14 protein-coding genes and 1 tRNA gene are annotated in these 17,764 nt (G+C 47.4%); 6 read left to right on the top strand and 9 right to left on the bottom strand.

Features of this window, described 5'->3' with window-relative positions:
• Window positions 1-407: 407 nt before the first annotated feature.
• Entirely contained in the window at window positions 408-2,093 is a 1,686-nt protein-coding gene (locus JGK11_RS04970; protein WP_293196752.1) for a transglutaminase domain-containing protein, read from the bottom strand.
• Window positions 2,094-2,520: 427 nt separating this feature from the next.
• Between JGK11_RS04970 and JGK11_RS04965 the strand changes: the two genes are divergently transcribed.
• Both JGK11_RS04965 and JGK11_RS04960 read left to right on the top strand, forming a co-directional pair.
• On the top strand, window positions 2,521-3,384 hold the full coding sequence (locus tag JGK11_RS04965) for a DUF928 domain-containing protein (protein WP_293196753.1): 864 nt from the start codon (window positions 2,521-2,523) through the stop codon (window positions 3,382-3,384).
• 438 nt (window positions 3,385-3,822) lie between these two features.
• Complete coding sequence (locus JGK11_RS04960) at window positions 3,823-5,859, top strand: ShlB/FhaC/HecB family hemolysin secretion/activation protein (protein WP_293210830.1); 2,037 nt, start codon at window positions 3,823-3,825, stop codon at window positions 5,857-5,859.
• Window positions 5,860-6,021: 162 nt separating this feature from the next.
• On the opposite strand, the gene JGK11_RS04955 is transcribed toward JGK11_RS04960, so the two are convergent.
• Both JGK11_RS04955 and JGK11_RS04950 read right to left on the bottom strand, forming a co-directional pair.
• On the bottom strand, window positions 6,022-6,420 hold the full coding sequence (locus JGK11_RS04955; protein ID WP_293181580.1) for an alr0857 family protein: 399 nt from the start codon (window positions 6,418-6,420) through the stop codon (window positions 6,022-6,024).
• Window positions 6,421-6,658: 238 nt separating this feature from the next.
• Window positions 6,659-7,174: an HNH endonuclease gene (locus JGK11_RS04950; protein WP_293210828.1), complete on the bottom strand. Its 516-nt coding sequence runs from the start codon at window positions 7,172-7,174 to the stop codon at window positions 6,659-6,661.
• A 571-nt stretch (window positions 7,175-7,745) separates the two neighbouring features.
• Here JGK11_RS04950 and JGK11_RS04945 point away from each other — a divergent pair.
• The 3 genes from JGK11_RS04945 to JGK11_RS04935 all read left to right on the top strand — a co-directional run bounded on the left by JGK11_RS04945 (window position 7,746) and on the right by JGK11_RS04935 (window position 10,186).
• Window positions 7,746-8,090 (top strand): ribbon-helix-helix domain-containing protein, encoded by a 345-nt coding sequence (locus JGK11_RS04945; RefSeq protein WP_293181586.1) that lies wholly within the window; start codon window positions 7,746-7,748, stop codon window positions 8,088-8,090.
• A gap of 190 nt (window positions 8,091-8,280) precedes the next feature.
• Window positions 8,281-9,636 carry a D-alanyl-D-alanine carboxypeptidase gene (locus tag JGK11_RS04940; RefSeq protein ID WP_366038647.1) on the top strand — a complete coding sequence of 452 codons (1,356 nt, stop codon included), beginning with the start codon at window positions 8,281-8,283 and terminating at the stop codon, window positions 9,634-9,636.
• Between the two features lie 133 nt (window positions 9,637-9,769).
• Window positions 9,770-10,186: a DUF2809 domain-containing protein gene (locus JGK11_RS04935; RefSeq protein WP_293210826.1), complete on the top strand. Its 417-nt coding sequence runs from the start codon at window positions 9,770-9,772 to the stop codon at window positions 10,184-10,186.
• 76 nt (window positions 10,187-10,262) lie between these two features.
• Here the strand turns inward: JGK11_RS04935 and JGK11_RS04930 are convergent, their stop codons facing one another.
• From JGK11_RS04930 to JGK11_RS04915, 4 genes are all read right to left on the bottom strand, one after another.
• On the bottom strand, window positions 10,263-11,378 hold the full coding sequence (locus JGK11_RS04930; protein ID WP_293205211.1) for an N-acetylmuramoyl-L-alanine amidase-like domain-containing protein: 1,116 nt from the start codon (window positions 11,376-11,378) through the stop codon (window positions 10,263-10,265).
• Window positions 11,379-11,646: 268 nt separating this feature from the next.
• Window positions 11,647-12,825: a transposase gene (locus tag JGK11_RS04925; RefSeq protein WP_293205213.1), complete on the bottom strand. Its 1,179-nt coding sequence runs from the start codon at window positions 12,823-12,825 to the stop codon at window positions 11,647-11,649.
• An 85-nt stretch (window positions 12,826-12,910) separates the two neighbouring features.
• Window positions 12,911-13,189 (bottom strand): hypothetical protein, encoded by a 279-nt coding sequence (locus JGK11_RS04920; protein WP_293210824.1) that lies wholly within the window; start codon window positions 13,187-13,189, stop codon window positions 12,911-12,913.
• Window positions 13,190-13,246: 57 nt separating this feature from the next.
• On the bottom strand, window positions 13,247-13,432 hold the full coding sequence (locus tag JGK11_RS04915) for a hypothetical protein (protein WP_293210822.1): 186 nt from the start codon (window positions 13,430-13,432) through the stop codon (window positions 13,247-13,249).
• 81 nt (window positions 13,433-13,513) lie between these two features.
• On the opposite strand from JGK11_RS04915, the gene JGK11_RS04910 reads away from it, so the two are divergent.
• Window positions 13,514-14,635 (top strand): serine hydrolase, encoded by a 1,122-nt coding sequence (locus JGK11_RS04910; protein ID WP_293210820.1) that lies wholly within the window; start codon window positions 13,514-13,516, stop codon window positions 14,633-14,635.
• A 171-nt stretch (window positions 14,636-14,806) separates the two neighbouring features.
• On the opposite strand, the gene JGK11_RS04905 is transcribed toward JGK11_RS04910, so the two are convergent.
• Both JGK11_RS04905 and JGK11_RS04900 read right to left on the bottom strand, forming a co-directional pair.
• Window positions 14,807-14,878, bottom strand: a tRNA-Gln gene (locus tag JGK11_RS04905).
• A gap of 101 nt (window positions 14,879-14,979) precedes the next feature.
• A complete protein-coding gene (locus JGK11_RS04900) occupies window positions 14,980-17,763 on the bottom strand; it encodes a GAF domain-containing protein (RefSeq protein ID WP_293210818.1) in 2,784 nt (927 codons plus the stop codon).
• Between the last annotated feature and the right edge of the window lies 1 nt (window position 17,764).

Genomic DNA, 17,764 nt, shown 5'->3' with positions numbered 1-17,764 from the left:
TTTAGACTTGAGATTATGTGCGATCGCACAACCCCAATAAAATTAGTTTGTAGCAAGGAATGGAAATCTTCATCAAACTCTGCGGACTAAAGTCCTCACTACAAACCTGATAACGGTTATTGTACCGAACGTGTTTTGAATTGGGTGAGAGGGAGACTTGGAGAGTCCGAGAGGGGGAGATGAGAAAAGTCTTCCCGGAAGCATCTCAGTTTTGATTTTATAGTGCGACCACTTCAAGAACTCGCGATCTACGATCTATCTAACACTCGCGAGCGGGGACGCTCGCACTGTAAAGAAATTGCTTTTTTACAAAAGTGAGATACTCCGAGTCTTCCCTCTGTCAACTATCAACTGCCAACTGCCAACTGTCAACAGTCAACAGTCAACAGTCAACAGTCAACTCTTCCTTAAAACAACTCTTCCAAAATTGTAAACCGGACATGATTAATGGCCAGACTTCCCACGGAAACATCCTCCTTCTTCAAAGGCAGACCCCCGCTGGTGAGACTTTGGAAGCGAATTCCCTTGCCAATTTCCACGTGATACCAAGCTAAACCCATAAAAAACCGCAAAGGATAAGGGCCTCTGTCTTGAATGTCATCAGGATTAGATTCCATCGGCACCCAGCCAAAACCTGGAATGTAAAACTCCAGCCAAACGTGATTGAAATCGGGTTCCAGCGGCAAACCTTTTCTGTCAGCAAAAGCCGGACACTTATAACGCCCAATTGTGCGACAAGCAATTCCGTTCAACCTTGCCAAAGCCAACAACAACCCCACATACTCGCCGCAAGAACCGACGCCGCGACGCAGTACAATATCGGGAGTGTCAATGTGAGGTCTAATCCCGTAAGAAAGTTGGTCGTAAACAAAATTGCGAATGCTCAGTAACTTCCTCAGAATATTAGTTTCTGTGCCAATGGAGGCCACCGCAGCCGATCGCACAATCTCCGTATCCATCGCCAAATTATCATTGTCCACCAAATACTTCGCTGCAAACTCCGGCGATAGTTGCGGTATCTTTTCTACATTCCGAGGTGACAACTGATACTTAATCGATCGCACTTCTAACAACGCCTTCCAGCCAAAAACTCGCCGTTCCCCCTTCTGGAGGCGATCGAACTTAAACACCGCCACCCGTTCCCCTTCCTGAATTTCCTCAGTAAAAGGCATCCCAATCGGCGTAATTTTCCTGACCTTTTGTCGGTGAGTGTCCGAAGGTAAAGCAATCCGCCACTCCAAATTATCGATTTCTACCTCATCCAGGGGAGAAAGTTCCTCCACATAGGACATTTCCATCAAAAAACCATTTGACAGAGCGAAGCGTTCGGCTTCATTGTAGTGAAAAGATAAAGGGTGAACAAAAGTGCGATCGCGCTTCGTCAACTGAAAAGGATCTTCCGAATTCGGATCGTCCCGAATATAAAGTTCATCCCCGGCATAAGCCACATACAGAACCTCTTCGCCCGTCTGGGAATCTTTGTGAAAAGCCAAACCCGAAGGCCATTCAAAGGGAGTCAAAACGCTAAATTTAATCTCCCCAGTTGCCCGTTCCAAACAGTAAACAGTTTGCTCAGTCTTGTCGCAAACCCAGAGTTCCTCATCCCGGACAGTGATATTTTCTATCCCAATACCGGGAGCATAAAACCGAGTAATTTCCCGACCAGTTTTTACATCAAAAACCAGAATATAGCCCAATCTCTGGCAAGTCACATACAGCGTAGATTTCCAAACTGCAATCCCGTCAGCGGGATAAGAAAGGGAAACAAAATGTTCCGGTTTGAGTTCAGCGATTGCCCCATCCCGAATTGCGCCCGGACAGCAACAAATATCCTCATCTCGCGAAAACCAGAGAGTATCTTCCCAAATCGCCAGCCCGGTTGCGCCTGCAAACTTAGCCGTTTGATGAGGATTCAAAACAGTAGTGTTGTCAGTTTCTCGATCGATCTCCAATAGTAGCCCTTCGGTGCGATCGACCGCGAATAACCTATTTCCTAAAAAAGTAATGCCGTGCAGCGCCAAGACCCCGATCGGTCTTACCATCCGCAGCCCCGAAGGCTGTTTGTCCGAGAGAACAGGTGAATCGAGATTCATGCTAAATTTTTTTGCCGCTATTGTATTGTACAGAAAACTTAATTTGCTCACTTGTAGCCGATCGCTTTAGGCTCATCAGCAAAATTGCCGAGGTTCCTGATATCCTGAACTGACGCATCAACCGGTTTTTTTACGAAAAGACGCTTTTTAGCCTGCGATCGCAGTAAAAAAACCGGAATATTAGTCTTTCTGAACATTGGCTTTGACAAGCTCAACCCAACCTGCTGTCGTGCAGGCAAGTAAGTATAACTACCAAGCTACCACTGAAAAACGCGACACAGAATTCCATCTTGCTCAGAAGGGCCAAACTAATCGTATCTGTTGGAAGATATAAATTAAGTACAACAGATTACTAGATCCGTCAAAACCTTGGGTAGAATAAAATCGTGTGTTTAAGTTCCTAGGTTCATTAGAAGGCAGGTTCGTCATGGCTTGGAAGTCTGCTCTAAACATCGGTGCTCTTTCCTTAATTCTGTCTCTAGAGGGAGTTGCCGTTGGTAGTTTAATACCAGCTCTTGCTCTCAACAGCCCCGGTAACAATGTCCGCCGCCCCTCACAACCGCAGCTACCACTCAACTGGCAAACAGTTCAACCCCCGGAACTAACTGGAAGCAGACCGAACAACCAGCAATTGGGAGGCACGTGGAATAACTTTCAACCGCCGGAGCAGGGAGTACCCGGAAGACGGGAAGGGGGAGGAACCCGCGGCTTAGAATGCACTGCCACAAATGCCTTAACTGCCTTGATTCCCCAATCAACTATGGGGCAAACAATATCAGCAAAGCCGACATTTTTCTACTACGTTCCCGTAGCCATCGACAAAACAGTTCAGTTTGAGTTAGCAGACGAAAGCGACAAAACGGTATACAAAAAAAGTTTTCGGATGGTAACGAGCCGTCCTGGTATCGTTAGCATCAACCTCGGCTCCGACGGCAACTCGCCAGCCCTGGAAGTTGGCAAAAACTATCAATGGTACTTTACTATCAAATGCAACCCAAAAAACTATAGAGATGAGGTTCTCGTTTCGGGGTGGATAAACCGCATCGCAGTGGCCCCAACCTTGAAAACAGAGTTGGATCGATCGCCCGAGGGTCGCGCCAAGCTGAGCATCTTCGGCAAACAAGGTCTCTGGTACGAGTACCTGGCAGCTCTAGCTCAATTGCGCGTGGAGTCTCCCAGCGATGCCAGTTTAGCGTTCGAGTGGTCAGAAGTGTTGAGTGCAGTCGAACTCGGCAAAATTGCCCGAGAACCATTAATCCCCAGTCAGTTAACACCCATCGCCAAAAAATAATTCGACTTGTGCAGCAAGTACCAAAAACCCGTGGCGATCGCGCGCGGTATTTGGCAGCGCCACAGATGATTTTTGCCTGTCTCGGGTTTTTTGGTCGATCGTCCTCAATAAATTAAAATTTTTGCGCTGACCAGCATAAGGATTCGCTAGGAGGATCTGGGAGGTTGCAACTGGGCATTTTTATTGAAGCGACTGCACTTCAGATGCTACTAGAGTCCCGATCCTCGCGACTAAATCCCCCAATCCCCCAAATCTAAAATCTAAAATCTAAAATCTAAAAGATCGATCGACTTCGATAGCAAAATTGAGATGCTCCCAGTCCCCTTGTCTCTGGAAAGCCGGACTATTGAAAATTTTATGTTCAAATTGCGCCCAATACTAAATGGTAAACTTGCATAGTCAAGCAGCAAGCAAAATTATTTTACAAAAATATTAATTATGCGCCCGAGAGCAAATATTGCAATATTTCGGTTGGGGATTTCACTTCTAACTGCGCTCCCCATTGCTTGCTTTGATGCCCATCAAGCTATATCCCAAACGGACGATATTTCTCAGTTGCCCGCCGCCGCTGACAACTTAGCAGATCCGGCCAACGGAGTATTAGCACTGCAAAAACTCGAAATCAAGCAGGATGAAACTGCAACTAACTTCAATCAACTGCCGGATTTTGCCGAAAACAACCCTCTTGACAACCAGGCCGATCGCTGTTCCACAATTAATGAAACTGGTTGTGATGCCCACCCGGAACCCGAAGCACAAAATCTAGTTGACAGCGAACCGATATTCCCTAACCAGCTACATAGCAATGTTTTAGCCCAAAACCCACAAAATACCCCTCCAAACCTGCCCCCGCCACCGACTCAGCCAGATCCAAATCGCGATCGATTTTTGCAACCGGCCCCGCAGCCTTCCCCAGAACCTCCTCAAATACCGCAACCAGTTGCACCGGAGCGCCCGTCCCCAGTTCCCCTGCCGCTGCCGAATCAGGTAATTCAGGTGGAGAAAATTCAAGTAGTTGGCAGCACAATTTTAAGCCAAGACGAAATTAATGCCTTAGTCAAGCCGTTAGAGGGCCGTTCTACCACGCTAGAACAGCTCAAACAAATCGCCGACAAAATTACCGAAATTTACCTCAATCGCGGCTACATCACTTCGAGAGCCGTCTTGCCGCCCCAAACTATCACCGCAGGAGTAGTCAAAATTCAAGTTATCGAAGGCAAGCTGACTCGAATTGAGGTAGAAGGAGCTAAAAGATTGCATCCAAGTTACATCCGCAGCCGGATTCGACTCGGTGCCCGAATGCCTTTAAGTACAGCTTCATTAGAAAACCAACTCCGGCTGCTGCGAGTCGATCCTTTATTTGACAATGTTGAAGCCAGCCTGCGGGCTGGGGATAATGAAGGAGAGAGCATTCTGATCGTCAGAGTTACGGAAGCTAATCCATTTCAATCTAGTTTCAGCATTGACAATTATTCGCCTCCCAGCGTCGGTTCTGAAAGATTGGGTGTTAGTTTGCGGCACCGCAATCTCACAGGAAATGGCGATGAACTTGCGGGTGCTTATTATCGATCGCTCGGCGATTCAGATGTCTTCGATTTCAGCTATCGCTTGCCGCTAAATGCGATGAACGGCACGTTGCAATTGAGGGCAGCGCCGAACCGCAACAGTATAGTACAAGAACCTTTTGATGCTTTTGACATTTCGGGAAAATCGCATTTATTTGAAGTTAGTTACCGCCAGCCGCTGCGGAGAACGCCGATCGAAGAATTTGCCTTATCTGCCGGTCTTACTTATCAGAAAGGCAGAACTTTTGTCGCCGGTGTACCGACTCCATTTGGCTCGGGCCCTGACTCCAATGGTGTCACGACTACGACTGCGATCAAGCTGGGACAGGACTACATTCGGCGGGATCCCCAGGGTGCTTGGGCTTTGCGATCGCAATTTACGATCGGCACAAGCTTGTTTGATGCTACTCAAAATGAAGGTTCTGTCCCTGACGGACAATTTTTGAGTTGGCTGGGTCAAGTGCAGCGAGTACAGCGATTAAATGATAAACATTTATTAATTTTGCAGTCAGACTTACAACTTTCTGCTAATAGTTTGTTACCTTCGCAGCAATTTGTAATTGGCGGCGGGCAATCTCTGCGCGGCTACCGCCAAAATGTGCGTTCTGGCGATAACGGCTTCCGACTGTCGATCGAGGATCGGATTACTTTGCAGCGGGATGCTTCGGGAAATCCCAAACTTCAATTAGCTCCTTTTTTGGATGCGGGTACGGTGTGGAACGCTCCCAATAATCCTAATAAATTAACCAATCAGACATTTTTAGCAGGTATGGGTTTGGGGGTAATCTGGGAACCGATACGGCGGGTGAACTTGCGTGTAGATTATGCTTTTCCTTTGGTGAGAATTACCGATAAAGGCAACAACCTGCAAGATAATGGCATTTACTTCAACATCATTTACACGCCTTAACGAGAGTGGGGGATGGAGAAAGCATCTGATTGCAAAAAGCATTTTTTTTACAGCAGTGCGAGCGTCCCCGCTCGCGTATTTTATCACTCGCGAGCGGGGACGCTCGCACTGCTATCAAAGCTGGCGCCGAGATGCTCCCTGCCGAACTTTCTCGATCGGATCTTAATCGCCGACTTCCCCGACAACCTCGGCAGCAGCCTGAGTTTCGAGCCAGAGTCCGAGCAACAACCGCTCCGCCCGATCGCTCAAAACCGTCGCAAACACCCCATCAGCGCCTTCAGATGCCCCTCCAATCCACGTACCGCGCAGGGTCACTTCGACAAAATCAGCATCAGCAACACAAAGAGCGATCGAATCGGTATCATCTCGGCGGGCCTCAGATTCCAACAGAGAAAGCGCCGGCAAATTCGCGGGCAGCAAAAATGCCGCAGTGCTCGGTTCGACGCTGATGCTTTGACCAACTCGCATAGCCAGCACAACTCGCAGCGCCACTAACTGTTCGGGAGATTGAGCCAAACGCTCTAGGTTAAAGCCCGTTTCAGTGTAAGTCAACTTCAGCATATTGACAGCCTTAAATTTGGAATTGAAAATTGAAAATTGGGAATTGGGAATTGGGCATTGGGAATTGGTCAAATAGGGAATTGGGAATTGGGAATTGGGAATTGGGAATTGGGAATTGGGAATTGGGAATTGGGAATTGGTCAAATAGGGAATTGGTTATTAGAAAAACCACTAACTATTACCCATGCCCCATGCCCCATGCCCTATTCCCCATGCCCCATTCCCCATGCCCCATTCCCTATTCCCCAATTTGGTATTCGTGCCAAAACATTTCGGCAAAAGCAACAGTGGGGTGAATGGGAGCCTTCGGCTTGGTTCGCAGAGACATTCCAGCTTCTATGGGAGTTCTGTCGCCCTTGCGAGAGTTGCACCGTTCGCAAGCAGTCACCACGTTGTCCCAAGTATGCGTCCCGCCCTTCGATCGGGGCATCACGTGATCCAGCGTCAAATGCCGGTTGTTGCCACAGTATTGGCAAGCATGGGCATCTCGGCGCAGAACTTCTCGCCGATTGACCGGCGGCACTTTCCACAGCCGTTCCCTGTTGCCAAAAGTCAAGCGGATTTGTTCGGGTACGTGGATGCTGGTGCTGGGCGATCGCACTAGATAGCCATTGCCGATGCTAAAATCCAGAGGTTCAGCCTTGCCTGTTACCAAAAGTACGATCGCCCGTTTGATGTTGACACGGCTCATCGGTAGGTAATTTTGAGAAAATACCACAACAGATTGCCTCAATACATCAGTTACTACGGTCACGGCTTGCTCCTCCTCATTTGGATTTTAGATTTGAGATTTTAGATTTGAGATTTTAGATTTGGAATGCTTCCCAGCATTGGCTACATCTAGTTTTTGCGAGTTCCCCAAGCCTTGCCAAATTGCTCCAATCTCCAATCAAATGCCCCCGCTTCTCTTACGAGTGAAGCGGGGGCTAGAAAAACTGCTTTCATGCAAATTTTCATCTTATGTTGGTACAGTCGTTAGCTGTACCTCCCGCTTCGCCTATCTTTATGGTGTGGCCGTGCCACTCCCAGACCGTCCCGGTCTACCTCGTTGTAATTAATTTCTGAAATTAGTCCTAATCCACTATAACCGGGTTTAATTGGGCTTGTCCCAGCCCACGAGGTCGCTGTAGGGGTTAGCAAACCTGTCATAAAGACTTGCCGTGAGGACTCAGCGCGACCCCTGGGGCGATCGCACTTGAGTTGATAAGTAGAGTAGGTGGGGAAAAATTTCACAGTAGGCAGAAAGTGATCTGAGACCTTTAAATCTAGCTTTAAACATACTACACTGATATTACAGATATGTCCACCCGTCACGGAGAAAAATTATGCATACCCTACCTAGAACCTCAACCACCGAAATGGAAGTCACCAGCATTCGATTGGAAAGAGAGCTCAAGGAGAGACTCAAAGAGCTCGCTGGCAATCAAGGCTATCAAGCTTTGATTCGAGATTTGCTCTGGAATTACGTCCAGCAGAAGTCTGGAGAGTATCGTCAGATGTTTTGTCGATCGGATATTCGAGCCAGCATTAACGCCACAGCACAGCAGGAGGAACGCTGCGCCCTTACAGGAGAGTTGATTCGAGTTAATGAGCCGATGTTATTAGGCCTGACGATGCACGGCGAAATGGTGCCCCTGAGTATGGGGAGTATGGGCAGTATGGCTGGATAAACCAGTTTACCGAGAATTTGCGATTGCGATCGGCCTGGGGTGAGAACCCCAGGCGCTGAAGATCAAATCCCGAAGCATTTCCAAGATATCTATATTTAAAGAAAGCAAGAAGACGCTAAGTTCGCGAAGAAAGATCCCAGAAGGAAGACGCGCGGACTAATGCTAAACTTTCCATCGGGTATGCCGAAAGATGATGGTAAATTTGATGGAAAAGATTAAGGTAATGCTGAAAAACCGCTACTTGAGTGCTGTAAGCTCGATCGCCCTTCTCACAATGATCGCCGGATGCGCCGCTACCGAATCACCCCAACTTGCAACTCCCTCTCCTGTAGCCGAATCTTCCCCGCCGCCAGTTAAACCCAATCAGCCGTTAACAGTTTCTCTCAACAATCCCGAAACCGCCACAAATACCAAAATCCAGCAATATCTCAACGCATTGACGGCCCAAGGTTCTGCCAAAGAAGACCAAGGCATCTGGATGCAATCGGGCAATACATTACTCGCCAATCATCAAGGTACAGTTCCTCTGTCAGCCGCTTCCATTACCAAAGTAGCAACATCTCTGGTAGCGCTGCAACAATTCGGGCCGGAACATCAATTTATCACCGAAATTAGTACCAACGGCACCATCAAAGACGGTGTATTAAAAGGCGATTTAGTGATTGAGGGCAGCGAAGATCCGTTGTTTGTGTGGGAAGAGGCGATCGCCCTCGGTAACATCTTAAATAAAAAAGGCATCAAACGAGTCACTGGCACTTTAATTATTGTCGGTAAATTTTACATGAACTTTGAATTAAATCCCCTTAAATCAGGAGAATTGCTCAAACAAGCATTGAACAGTGAAATCTGGCCGGGCGAAGCCGCAGCCCAGTATCAAACACTTCCTCCCAATACACCGAAACCCCAAATAGTAATTGATGGTACTGTCAAAGTTTTGCCAGCACGTCCCAGCGCCGTACCCTTAGCCAAACATTATTCTTTACCCCTCGCCGAACTTATCAAAAAAATGAATCAGTACAGCAACAATCTCATGGCAGATATGCTAGCTGATACTGTTGGTGGCGCCAAAACAGTCGCGCAAAAAGCAGCAGCAGCAACTGGAGTTCCTCCCGCAGAAATTCAACTCGTCAACGGTTCCGGATTGAGCGACGACAATCGCATTTCTCCTAGGGCTGCGTGCGGGTTATTTATAGCTTTAGAACGCTACCTGCAACCTTACAGCATGACAGTTGCTGATGTCTTAACAGTAGTTGGCAAAGATAAAGGAATACTATCAGAACGGGCGCTACCAAAGTTAGCAGTAGTCAAATCTGGCACATTGGATAATGTTAGCGCTTTGGGCGGAGCGCTACCAACTCAAAAACAAGAAACCGTGTGGTTTGTGATTATGAATCGAGGGGCAAATGTCGAGGCATTTCGCACTCAGCAAGAGGTTTTGTTGAAAAGCTTTTTGACTGAATGGGGAAGCGTTCAAGTTTCGCCACCGGAATTAACGCCAAATCCTGCTAGAAGTAGTAAGGTATCTCGCAGCGAACTTGTTCAATAATAACTGATTTGATGAATAATATTATGTTCGATTCTTGGCGAGTAGTCAATAGTTGTACGGTGGATCGGCACAGAGATTTTCAATGGGTATCTAAAATTGTGCCAACTGACGCACCCTACTATTAATACCTAAAATGGCATCACCTTTTAATCGCGCGCATCGCTTTTTTAACTATCGAGTTGCTCTTTTATTGACTATCATCCCTATTTTGATTGTCGGTTTAAGCAGCGAATTCTATTCCGGGCCGGGGCGAGAGTTTTTTAATGATTATTTTGGTGATTTTCTCTACCAAATTTTCTTGATTCTGCTAATTGTTTTCATGTTTCCCCAAGTTTCTCCGACTAAAATTGCCTGGGGAGTTTTTATTTTTAACTGTCTCATTGAATTTAACCAACTGTGGAAACCTCCTTTTTTGCAAGCTATTCGCGCTACATTATTTGGGCGTTTGTTTCTGGGTAGTGGCTTTTCGTGGGAGGATTTTATTGGCTATATTTTGGGATGTACTTTGGGGTGGGTTTTGGTGGTAGGGCTGAAGCGGAAATTTAGATAATTTGATTTTTTGTCAAACTTCGATATGGTTTGTAGTGAGGACTTCAGTCCTTCATGAATGCGGACTGAAGTCCTCACTACGAACGAATTGGATTAGGTGTTTTTGCTCTAGCAACTACAATGCCGATCGCACTTTCGACTCTGCTAATATATCTCTGCAAGTCGTAAGCAACTGTCACAGCCCCAGCCGGCGAAGCGTGAATTAAGCCGAGATTCCCGTCTGCATTCCTGTACACAAAACCTGTGTGGGTGACATCCAATCCTTTAACATCCGTGGCTACCGCCACAATATCCCCAGGCTTTAACTGGGAATAAACACTTTTGATCCGATTTGTCGGGATGTAATTAACCGTAGTTTTGGCTAATTCTGCTTCTTGGCTGACTATGCACTGATAAGTTGCTTCATCTTTTACCATTTGCGGGTAACTGCTGCGGTGCTGGCTCATGAAATTTAGTGTTTTATTCATCGGCACTCCGCCCAATTGAGCGGTAATGTTTTCTACGGTTTGCCGTTTTTGATTGTCTTTAATCCATTCTGAAAAATAGTGCAGCCGGCTGCAATAGCCGTTCATTTTACCGTTTAAATACCGTTGTTCTTCTATGCGATTTACAAAATTTTGATATTCGTAATCTTTTACTGCTACGCCTCGGGAAATAGCCAAAACCGTCTCTACAAACAAAACGCAATCAAATTTATTCAACGTTACGATCAACTTTTCTTCGCCGGATTTGTCCAGCAAACCCTCGACGTAGGGCAATCCTTGGAAGTTATCGCCGATCGCCTGGATGATTTGTCCGATCGGGCGATCGGGCAAATTTTCCTGTTTGGCATACTGTACAATCTTTTCAAAACGTGCTATGTCTTCGGGTAGTATCGCGGTTTCTGTCGCAGTATTCTCTGAGTCTGGTCGTCTCGCCAGCACTTCTAGCCATTGGGAATACGGAATTTCAGGTAAGTTGTTCAAGTCCCGAAACAGACTGAGCAAACTAGAAACACTTTGCTTATTTTTGGGTTCCCGATTTTCGCTGTCTGCGATCGACTCAGCCGCTACATCCGCGCCGCGTGCTTCTGTTTGTCGATCGACAACAGCGACAGCAGGTTGAGACTGCAATGCCCAAACATCAGGTATCAAATAATTATTCACCCAGGCGATCGCAAATCCCAAAACAGCCAGACTCCAAAAATTTCTCATGTTTTCCCAAGGATTTTGCTTCAACTCAGTGCTATCCTGAAATCTTTACGATTACTCGAACTCTTAATCAGCCTAGCAGGTAGATTAAATTGACGAAAGTGTAGACCCGTTTCAAAAAATAATGCAACTGTTGGCAAGTTCCAAACCCTTATACAATCAGTTATTCCACATCTAAAATTTAAAATCTAAAATCTAAAATTCTATTAGACACCGCCCTATTTTGACACTCCCCGGCCGTACCGCGGGATTCTTTGATCTACGACATGACTTACTTAAACAGGATTTCTCCAGTTAAAGTAGAGGACTCATCTCCCAAAGCGTTGCTTGCATCTAATGCAAAGGTTCCGGTATGCCCTACCGTACCTAATCCTCTCCTGAGGATATTTCTAGCTGCATTGAAATCTCTATCGAGCGTACAACCACACTGACAAACGTGTGTTCTAGTAGATAGCGTTTTCTTGACAATTGCACCGCAGCTAGAGCATTCTTGGCTAGTATACTGCGGATTTACCGCAACCGTTACTTTCCCAAATACTTTGGCAAAATATTCAAGCCAGATCCGGAACTGATACCAAGAAGCATCGTTAATAGACTTAGCCAAACAGTGATTTTTCACCATATTTTTAATCCTCAAATCTTCATAGGCTATCAAGTCGTTTGACTGAACTACGCACCGCGCAAGTTTGATTGCATGGTCTTTGCGCTGCCTACTTATTTTGAGGTGGCGTTTTCCTAAAATCTGTCTAGCTTTGCCTCGATTCTTTGAACTCTTAACTTTTCGGGAAACACGACGTTGACAACGCTTGAGGACTTTTTCGCCTTTGCGGAGAAATCTCGGATTTTCAATCATCACTCCGTTGGAATCGGTGTAATATTCCTTTAGTCCTACGTCTAACCCAATGGTATTTCCAGAGGGTTCTATGTTTTCTTTTCGGTTAACATCAATACAGAATTGAACGTATACGCCCGAATCCCGTTTCACCAATCTCACCCGTTTGATTTGGTTGAAGGAGTAGAAATGTAAGTCGCGCGTTCCTTTTAGTTTAAGCTTGCCAATTCCCTTTTTGTCGGTAAACTTGATTGACTTTCGATCTTCTGCCAGTTTCCATCCAGTTGACTTATACTCAACTGAGCGACAATCTTTCTGGAATTTTGGATATCCTTTTTTACCAGGAATTCCTTTCTTACAGTTTTCGTAAAATCGGGAGATAGCAGACCAGGCTCGTTCGGCGCTAGCTTGTCTAGCTTGAGAGTTAAGTTCGTCGGCAAACGGAAATTCATGCGCCAGTACCGCACAGTATTTATTTAAGTCGTACTTATCTATTTTCCGGTTGTCCATCCAATAGCGCAAACAACTATTTCGGACAAATTGAGCTGTACGAATTGCTTCATCTACTGCGGCAAACTGACTCTTATTTCCGTAGGCTTTAAACTCAAAAACTAGCATAGCATTTACCTCCTTTCTTATGCTAGACCTCCTAGCACAAAACTGACTGGTGTTGCAACAAAGATTTACAATTAAAGCCGTCCTTTTAGGACGGGGTTTTAAACCCCGATGTCCTGATAAACTGATCCTGCGAGTTTGATACCAAAACACTGTAATGCAAGTAGACCGCCGACGCAGCCCAATCGGGCCCCAACGCCCCATCCAGCCCCGACGCCCAAGCAGCGAGCCTCAAGTCCAATCCCGACGCGCAAGCAGCGATCGCCCAGTCAAACCCCAACGTCCTATCCAATCCCGACGCCCGATCGGCGATCGTCCAATCTGGCTCCAACGCCTCATCTCGCTCCAACGACTCATCTGGCTCCAAATCTCAATCTGGCTCCAACGCCTCATCTTGCTCCAACGCCCAATCTGGCTCCAAATCTCAATCTGGCTCCAACGCCTCATCACCGATCGTACAGTCGCGCCCCGACGCGTCATCACAGATCGTCCAGTCGCGCCCCGACGCCAAATTAGCGATCGTCCAGTCGCGCCACGACGGCAAATCAGCGATCGTCCAGTTGAGCCACGACGGCAAATTAGCGATCGTCCAGTCCAACCTCGACGGCAAATCAGCGGCGATCGTCCAGTTGAACCCCGACGCCTCATCACCGATCGTCCAGCGCCATCTCGCCGGCGACTGAGGGCAAAATTGTCTCGGCTCAAATACCGCAACATTTTGTGTTTAATTGCGGGGGCGATCGCGTTTTTTTGGCTCCTAACAATGCCCTTCAGAACTCGCCGCGCCCCAGAGCCACCCGTCATATTGTCTCAAGAAGCTATCTCGCCACCGACAATTCCAACATCCCAAAATGTAGTCGATAGTAAAAGCGATCCTACCTTCACCTACAACATCAAAACACCTCCCAATCCAGTTTATTCTCAAGAATTGCAAGGGATTGTTGATGAAGCTGTGAACATTGCCACCAGCCAAGGATTACCAGCAGATAAGCTATCAATTAGCTTGTTTGATGTCAGCAATCCCAAAAATCACACCTTCGCCGGATATCAAAATCAAACTCTCAGATTTCCTGCTAGCGTTGCCAAGTTATTTTGGATGGCAGCCTTTTACTCAGCTATAGAAAAAGGCATGATTACGGAAAGAGAATCTGCATTTAAAAACGACTTAGAACAAATGATTCGCATCTCCAACAACGATGCTGCTAGCAGGATTTTAGATAAAATCACCGATACAAAATCCGGCGGACGGCTCGGAGGAGAAGAGTTGCAAACATGGCTGCAAAAGCGCACGCAAATTAACACGTTTTTCCAGTCAGCAGGCTACAATGATATTCGTATAAGCACCAAAAATTATCCCATATACTATTTAAGGCAAGAAGGCCCAGTCGGTCGCGATTTGCAATTGCGGGGCGATGATTCTGTGCCGATTCGCAATCAAGCAACTACTGACCAAGCCGGCAGATTAATATATGAAATCTATACTAGGCAAGCTGTTTCTAGTCTCGCCAGCCGCAAAATGGCTTACTTGCTGACGAGAGATTTAGACCCTAAAGCCTGGAAAAATGACCCTAGCAACTCAATAAAAGGATTTCTCGGCGAGTCTTTACCAACTAATATTTATTTTGGTTCCAAAGTTGGCTATACTTCCAAATCCCGCAGCGAAGCGGCTTTTGTCAGAACTTTAGACGATCGCGCGATTTACATCTTGGTCGTTTTCGCAGACGATGTGGCTTATACCAAGGACGAAACAGCATTTCCGGCAATTTCTCGATACGTATTCGATCGATTAAATGCTCGCGGGCCCAGCAATTAGCAGAGCGCATGTACGGTTGAAACCGCGTCTATACAAACTATGTCCGCCTCTGTGGACTAAGAGAGGATAAGGTAATTTTAACGACCCACTCTTCAACCCGCGGAGGCGGGTTTTGCCTGTGTAGATGCGGTTTCAACCGCCCTTTCATCGAAAACATTAAAAACTATTTAACTGGGGCGAAAGGATTCGAACCTCTGAATGGCTGGACCAAAACCAGCTGCCTTACCACTTGGCGACGCCCCAACGTCTTAACCTTTATCATATTAACACTCAAACACCAGAATCTGTCAAGCACTTTCACAATAAAGTTTAAAAAATGTTTGCCAAACCGATCGCCCGCCAGTTTATTCTTTGACAGCAGCGGGGCGAGACAGCGGGATCTCAATCCAGAACTCCGCTCCCTGTCCGGGTTCTGAGATACACTTCAAACTGCCGCCGTGTTTTTCCACCACAATCTGGTAGCTAATGGACAAGCCGAGTCCCGTGCCTTTGCCCACTGGTTTAGTGGTAAAGAAAGGGTCAAACAAGCACAATTTAGCTTTTTGGGTCAATCCCGGCCCGCTGTCCCGAATCCGAATCAGCACAAGTTGACCGATCGACTTTCGTGACTCACCTCGATCCGAGTCTTGGGACACCACCGCCGTCGAGATTTCGATCGTCTTGGGTGCGGGCTGATTTTCCAAGGAGTCGATCGCATTTCCCAAAATATTCATAAATACTTGGTTGAGCTGTCCGGGATAGCATTCTACCTTCGGCAAGTCGCCGTAGTCTTTAATTACCTTAATTCCCGGTATTGGCCCGTTTGACTTCAAGCGGCTCTGCAAAATCAGCAGCGTGCTGTCAATCCCTTCGTGAATGTCCACAGGTTTCTTCTCGGCTTCGTCGTGCCGCGCGAAGTTCCGCAGGGAAAGGACAATTTGCCGGATGCGTTCGGCTCCCATCTCCATCGAAGAAAGAATTTTCAGCAAATCTGGCACTACGAAATCCACATCGATTTCTTCGCTTTTGTCGAGAATTTCCTCGCAAGGTTCGGGGTAGTGCTTTTGATACAAGCGCAGCAAATCCAGCAGATCTTTCATGTACTGCTCGCAATAAGTCAAGTTGCCGTAAATAAAATTAACCGGATTGTTAATTTCGTGGGCGACGCCGGCAACCATTTGACCGAGAGAGGACATTTTTTCGTTTTGAATGAGCTGAGCTTCTTTTTGCTGCAAACTCTGCAAAGTTTCAGTCAGTTGTCGGGCTTGAGTTTGAGCTGCTAAGGCTGCCGCCCGAGTTTGGGCGTAAAGTTCGGCTTGGTCGATCGCGATCGCCAGTTGATCCACCACCGCTTGCAGCAATTCTACCTCGCTTGCCGCCCAGGAACGGCTGCTGTAATGATTGCAAACTATCGCCCCCATTTGACCGGAGTGAGTCTTGAGCGGCAGCAGCAGCTTAGAAACGATCCCGACACCCCTTAAAAAAGCTCGCGTGGCGGAATCTATGCAGGCTGCTGTGGCAGTGTCGCCGATGCGGAGCGTTTGGCGATCGCGAATTTTCTCGGCTAGTAGCGTTACTTGTGCGATCGGATATTCTGCGAGCAGATCTGTGAGTTCAGGATTTGCCGCCTCGTGGGTAATCGCAAAACTCGGCTGCCCCTGCCGCGATACTGAATACCACAAAAAGTAGCACTGGTCAACCTGCAACAAGCTGTGAATTTCATTAACAGCCGTATCTAAAATTTTGTCGAGGTCTAGAGAATTCCGCATCTGACTGGCGAGGCCAAACAGCAGACTTTCCCGGCGGCTCAACAATTCTTCTCGGGCCTTGACACGATCGATCGCCACGCCAATGGCATTAGCCATCCACCCCAGAACTTCTAGCGCCCCCTCCGTGGCAGCAGCGCTGCTGCATACAGCCATCACTCCCACCAGTCGTTCCTCCACAATCAGGGGATAGGCAATGGCGCAGAGGGACGGGTTCGACAGCAAGCACAGAGGAGCCGTTTCGAGTTTTCCCGTTTCTTCTCGCAGCCAATCTTCTATTAGCCGTTCCCAATCTTGGCTGCTGACTCCTGAATCGGCCTGCAATTCTAACCGCTCTATCTGCGGGTTGAACGTCCAGATGCTGGCTGCTGTGGCGTCGAGATGGTCTACCATTGCGTCGGTGCAGCGGTTGAGGGTGGCCGGTATTGTCCCGCCTTGTCCGAGAGCTGCACCAACTTTAGCTTGCAGCATTGCCAAGCGCGATCGCTCCTGTAGCAAGTCTGCCATTGATTGCCCCTCTGTCACTATTTCGGGAATTTGTTTGGGATCGCGATCGCGCCTCATGCCCGCTGAAGTTTCCCGCAAATCCTGAGATTTGCCTGTTTCGAGCACCGGCAGCTTTTTTGTTGGGAATATTCTTGTGTCCTTCTCTGAAGTCTGTACTGCCCAGAAAAACTCCTGGTTCGATCGAGCTAACTCCGAGATTTGCTGGCCCTGTGAAGCGATATCTTCTACCTCTGCCACCTCTTTCTTGGCTTTGACTAATTGCCACCGCAGCTCCACCAAACTCGCAACTTGCCGAGTTAAAATCTCAATACCATCAATCGTATTTTTTGTCAAGCCTTTAGGTACGAAATCCATGACACAGATCGCGCCCAGCATCTGCCCATCTGAGGTGACGACTGGGATGCTAGCGTAAAATTTGATGAAGGGGTAAGAAACAATTAGCGGATGCTGGGCAAATCGCACGTCTGTGGAAGCGTCTCGGACAATGATGGCAGGCGGTTTATTGCAGGAATTTGCAAAGGGTGCGATCGCATCTGCCGCCGCAACCGCAGGTTTTTGTAGGGGAATGTCCCGGTCAAATTCCGAGTTAGAGTTGGAACTCGCGCCCAACTGTGCGGGAGTTTGGTCGATATAGCAGCGATCGCAAAAATTCAGGTAACGGTGTGCCAAAGTTCGATCGATACCTAGCTGCGACTTCAACCAGTGGCCGGAGGCATCAATCAAACTCAAAAAAGCAATAGGAGTTCCGCTCATCCTGGCGGCCAAGCCTACCAAATCGTCAAAGCAAGCCTCTGGATCGGAACCCAGAAGTTGATACAAGTCGGTGCGATCGAGATCGAACACTGTTTTACCAAGAGGCAAGGGTGCTTTCATCATG

The organism is Microcoleus sp. PH2017_34_RAT_O_A (assembly GCF_020737885.1).
Lineage (GTDB): Bacteria > Cyanobacteriota > Cyanobacteriia > Cyanobacteriales > Microcoleaceae > Microcoleus.
The sequence above is the reverse complement of the archived record's forward strand: the minus strand, read 5'-3'. Positions and strand labels throughout refer to the sequence as shown.

What these genes read in the sequence shown, in the direction of transcription:
- JGK11_RS04970 (WP_293196752.1), bottom strand. Translation starts at nt 2,093, where the DNA reads ATGAATCTCGATTCACCTGTTCTCTCGGACAAACAGCCTTCGGGGCTG.
- JGK11_RS04965 (WP_293196753.1), top strand. Translation starts at nt 2,521, where the DNA reads ATGGCTTGGAAGTCTGCTCTAAACATCGGTGCTCTTTCCTTAATTCTG.
- JGK11_RS04960 (WP_293210830.1), top strand. Translation starts at nt 3,823, where the DNA reads ATGCGCCCGAGAGCAAATATTGCAATATTTCGGTTGGGGATTTCACTT.
- JGK11_RS04955 (WP_293181580.1), bottom strand. Translation starts at nt 6,420, where the DNA reads ATGCTGAAGTTGACTTACACTGAAACGGGCTTTAACCTAGAGCGTTTG.
- JGK11_RS04945 (WP_293181586.1), top strand. Translation starts at nt 7,746, where the DNA reads ATGCATACCCTACCTAGAACCTCAACCACCGAAATGGAAGTCACCAGC.
- JGK11_RS04940 (WP_366038647.1), top strand. Translation starts at nt 8,281, where the DNA reads ATGATGGTAAATTTGATGGAAAAGATTAAGGTAATGCTGAAAAACCGC.
- JGK11_RS04935 (WP_293210826.1), top strand. Translation starts at nt 9,770, where the DNA reads ATGGCATCACCTTTTAATCGCGCGCATCGCTTTTTTAACTATCGAGTT.
- JGK11_RS04930 (WP_293205211.1), bottom strand. Translation starts at nt 11,378, where the DNA reads ATGAGAAATTTTTGGAGTCTGGCTGTTTTGGGATTTGCGATCGCCTGG.
- JGK11_RS04925 (WP_293205213.1), bottom strand. Translation starts at nt 12,825, where the DNA reads ATGCTAGTTTTTGAGTTTAAAGCCTACGGAAATAAGAGTCAGTTTGCC.
- JGK11_RS04900 (WP_293210818.1), bottom strand. Translation starts at nt 17,763, where the DNA reads ATGATGAAAGCACCCTTGCCTCTTGGTAAAACAGTGTTCGATCTCGAT.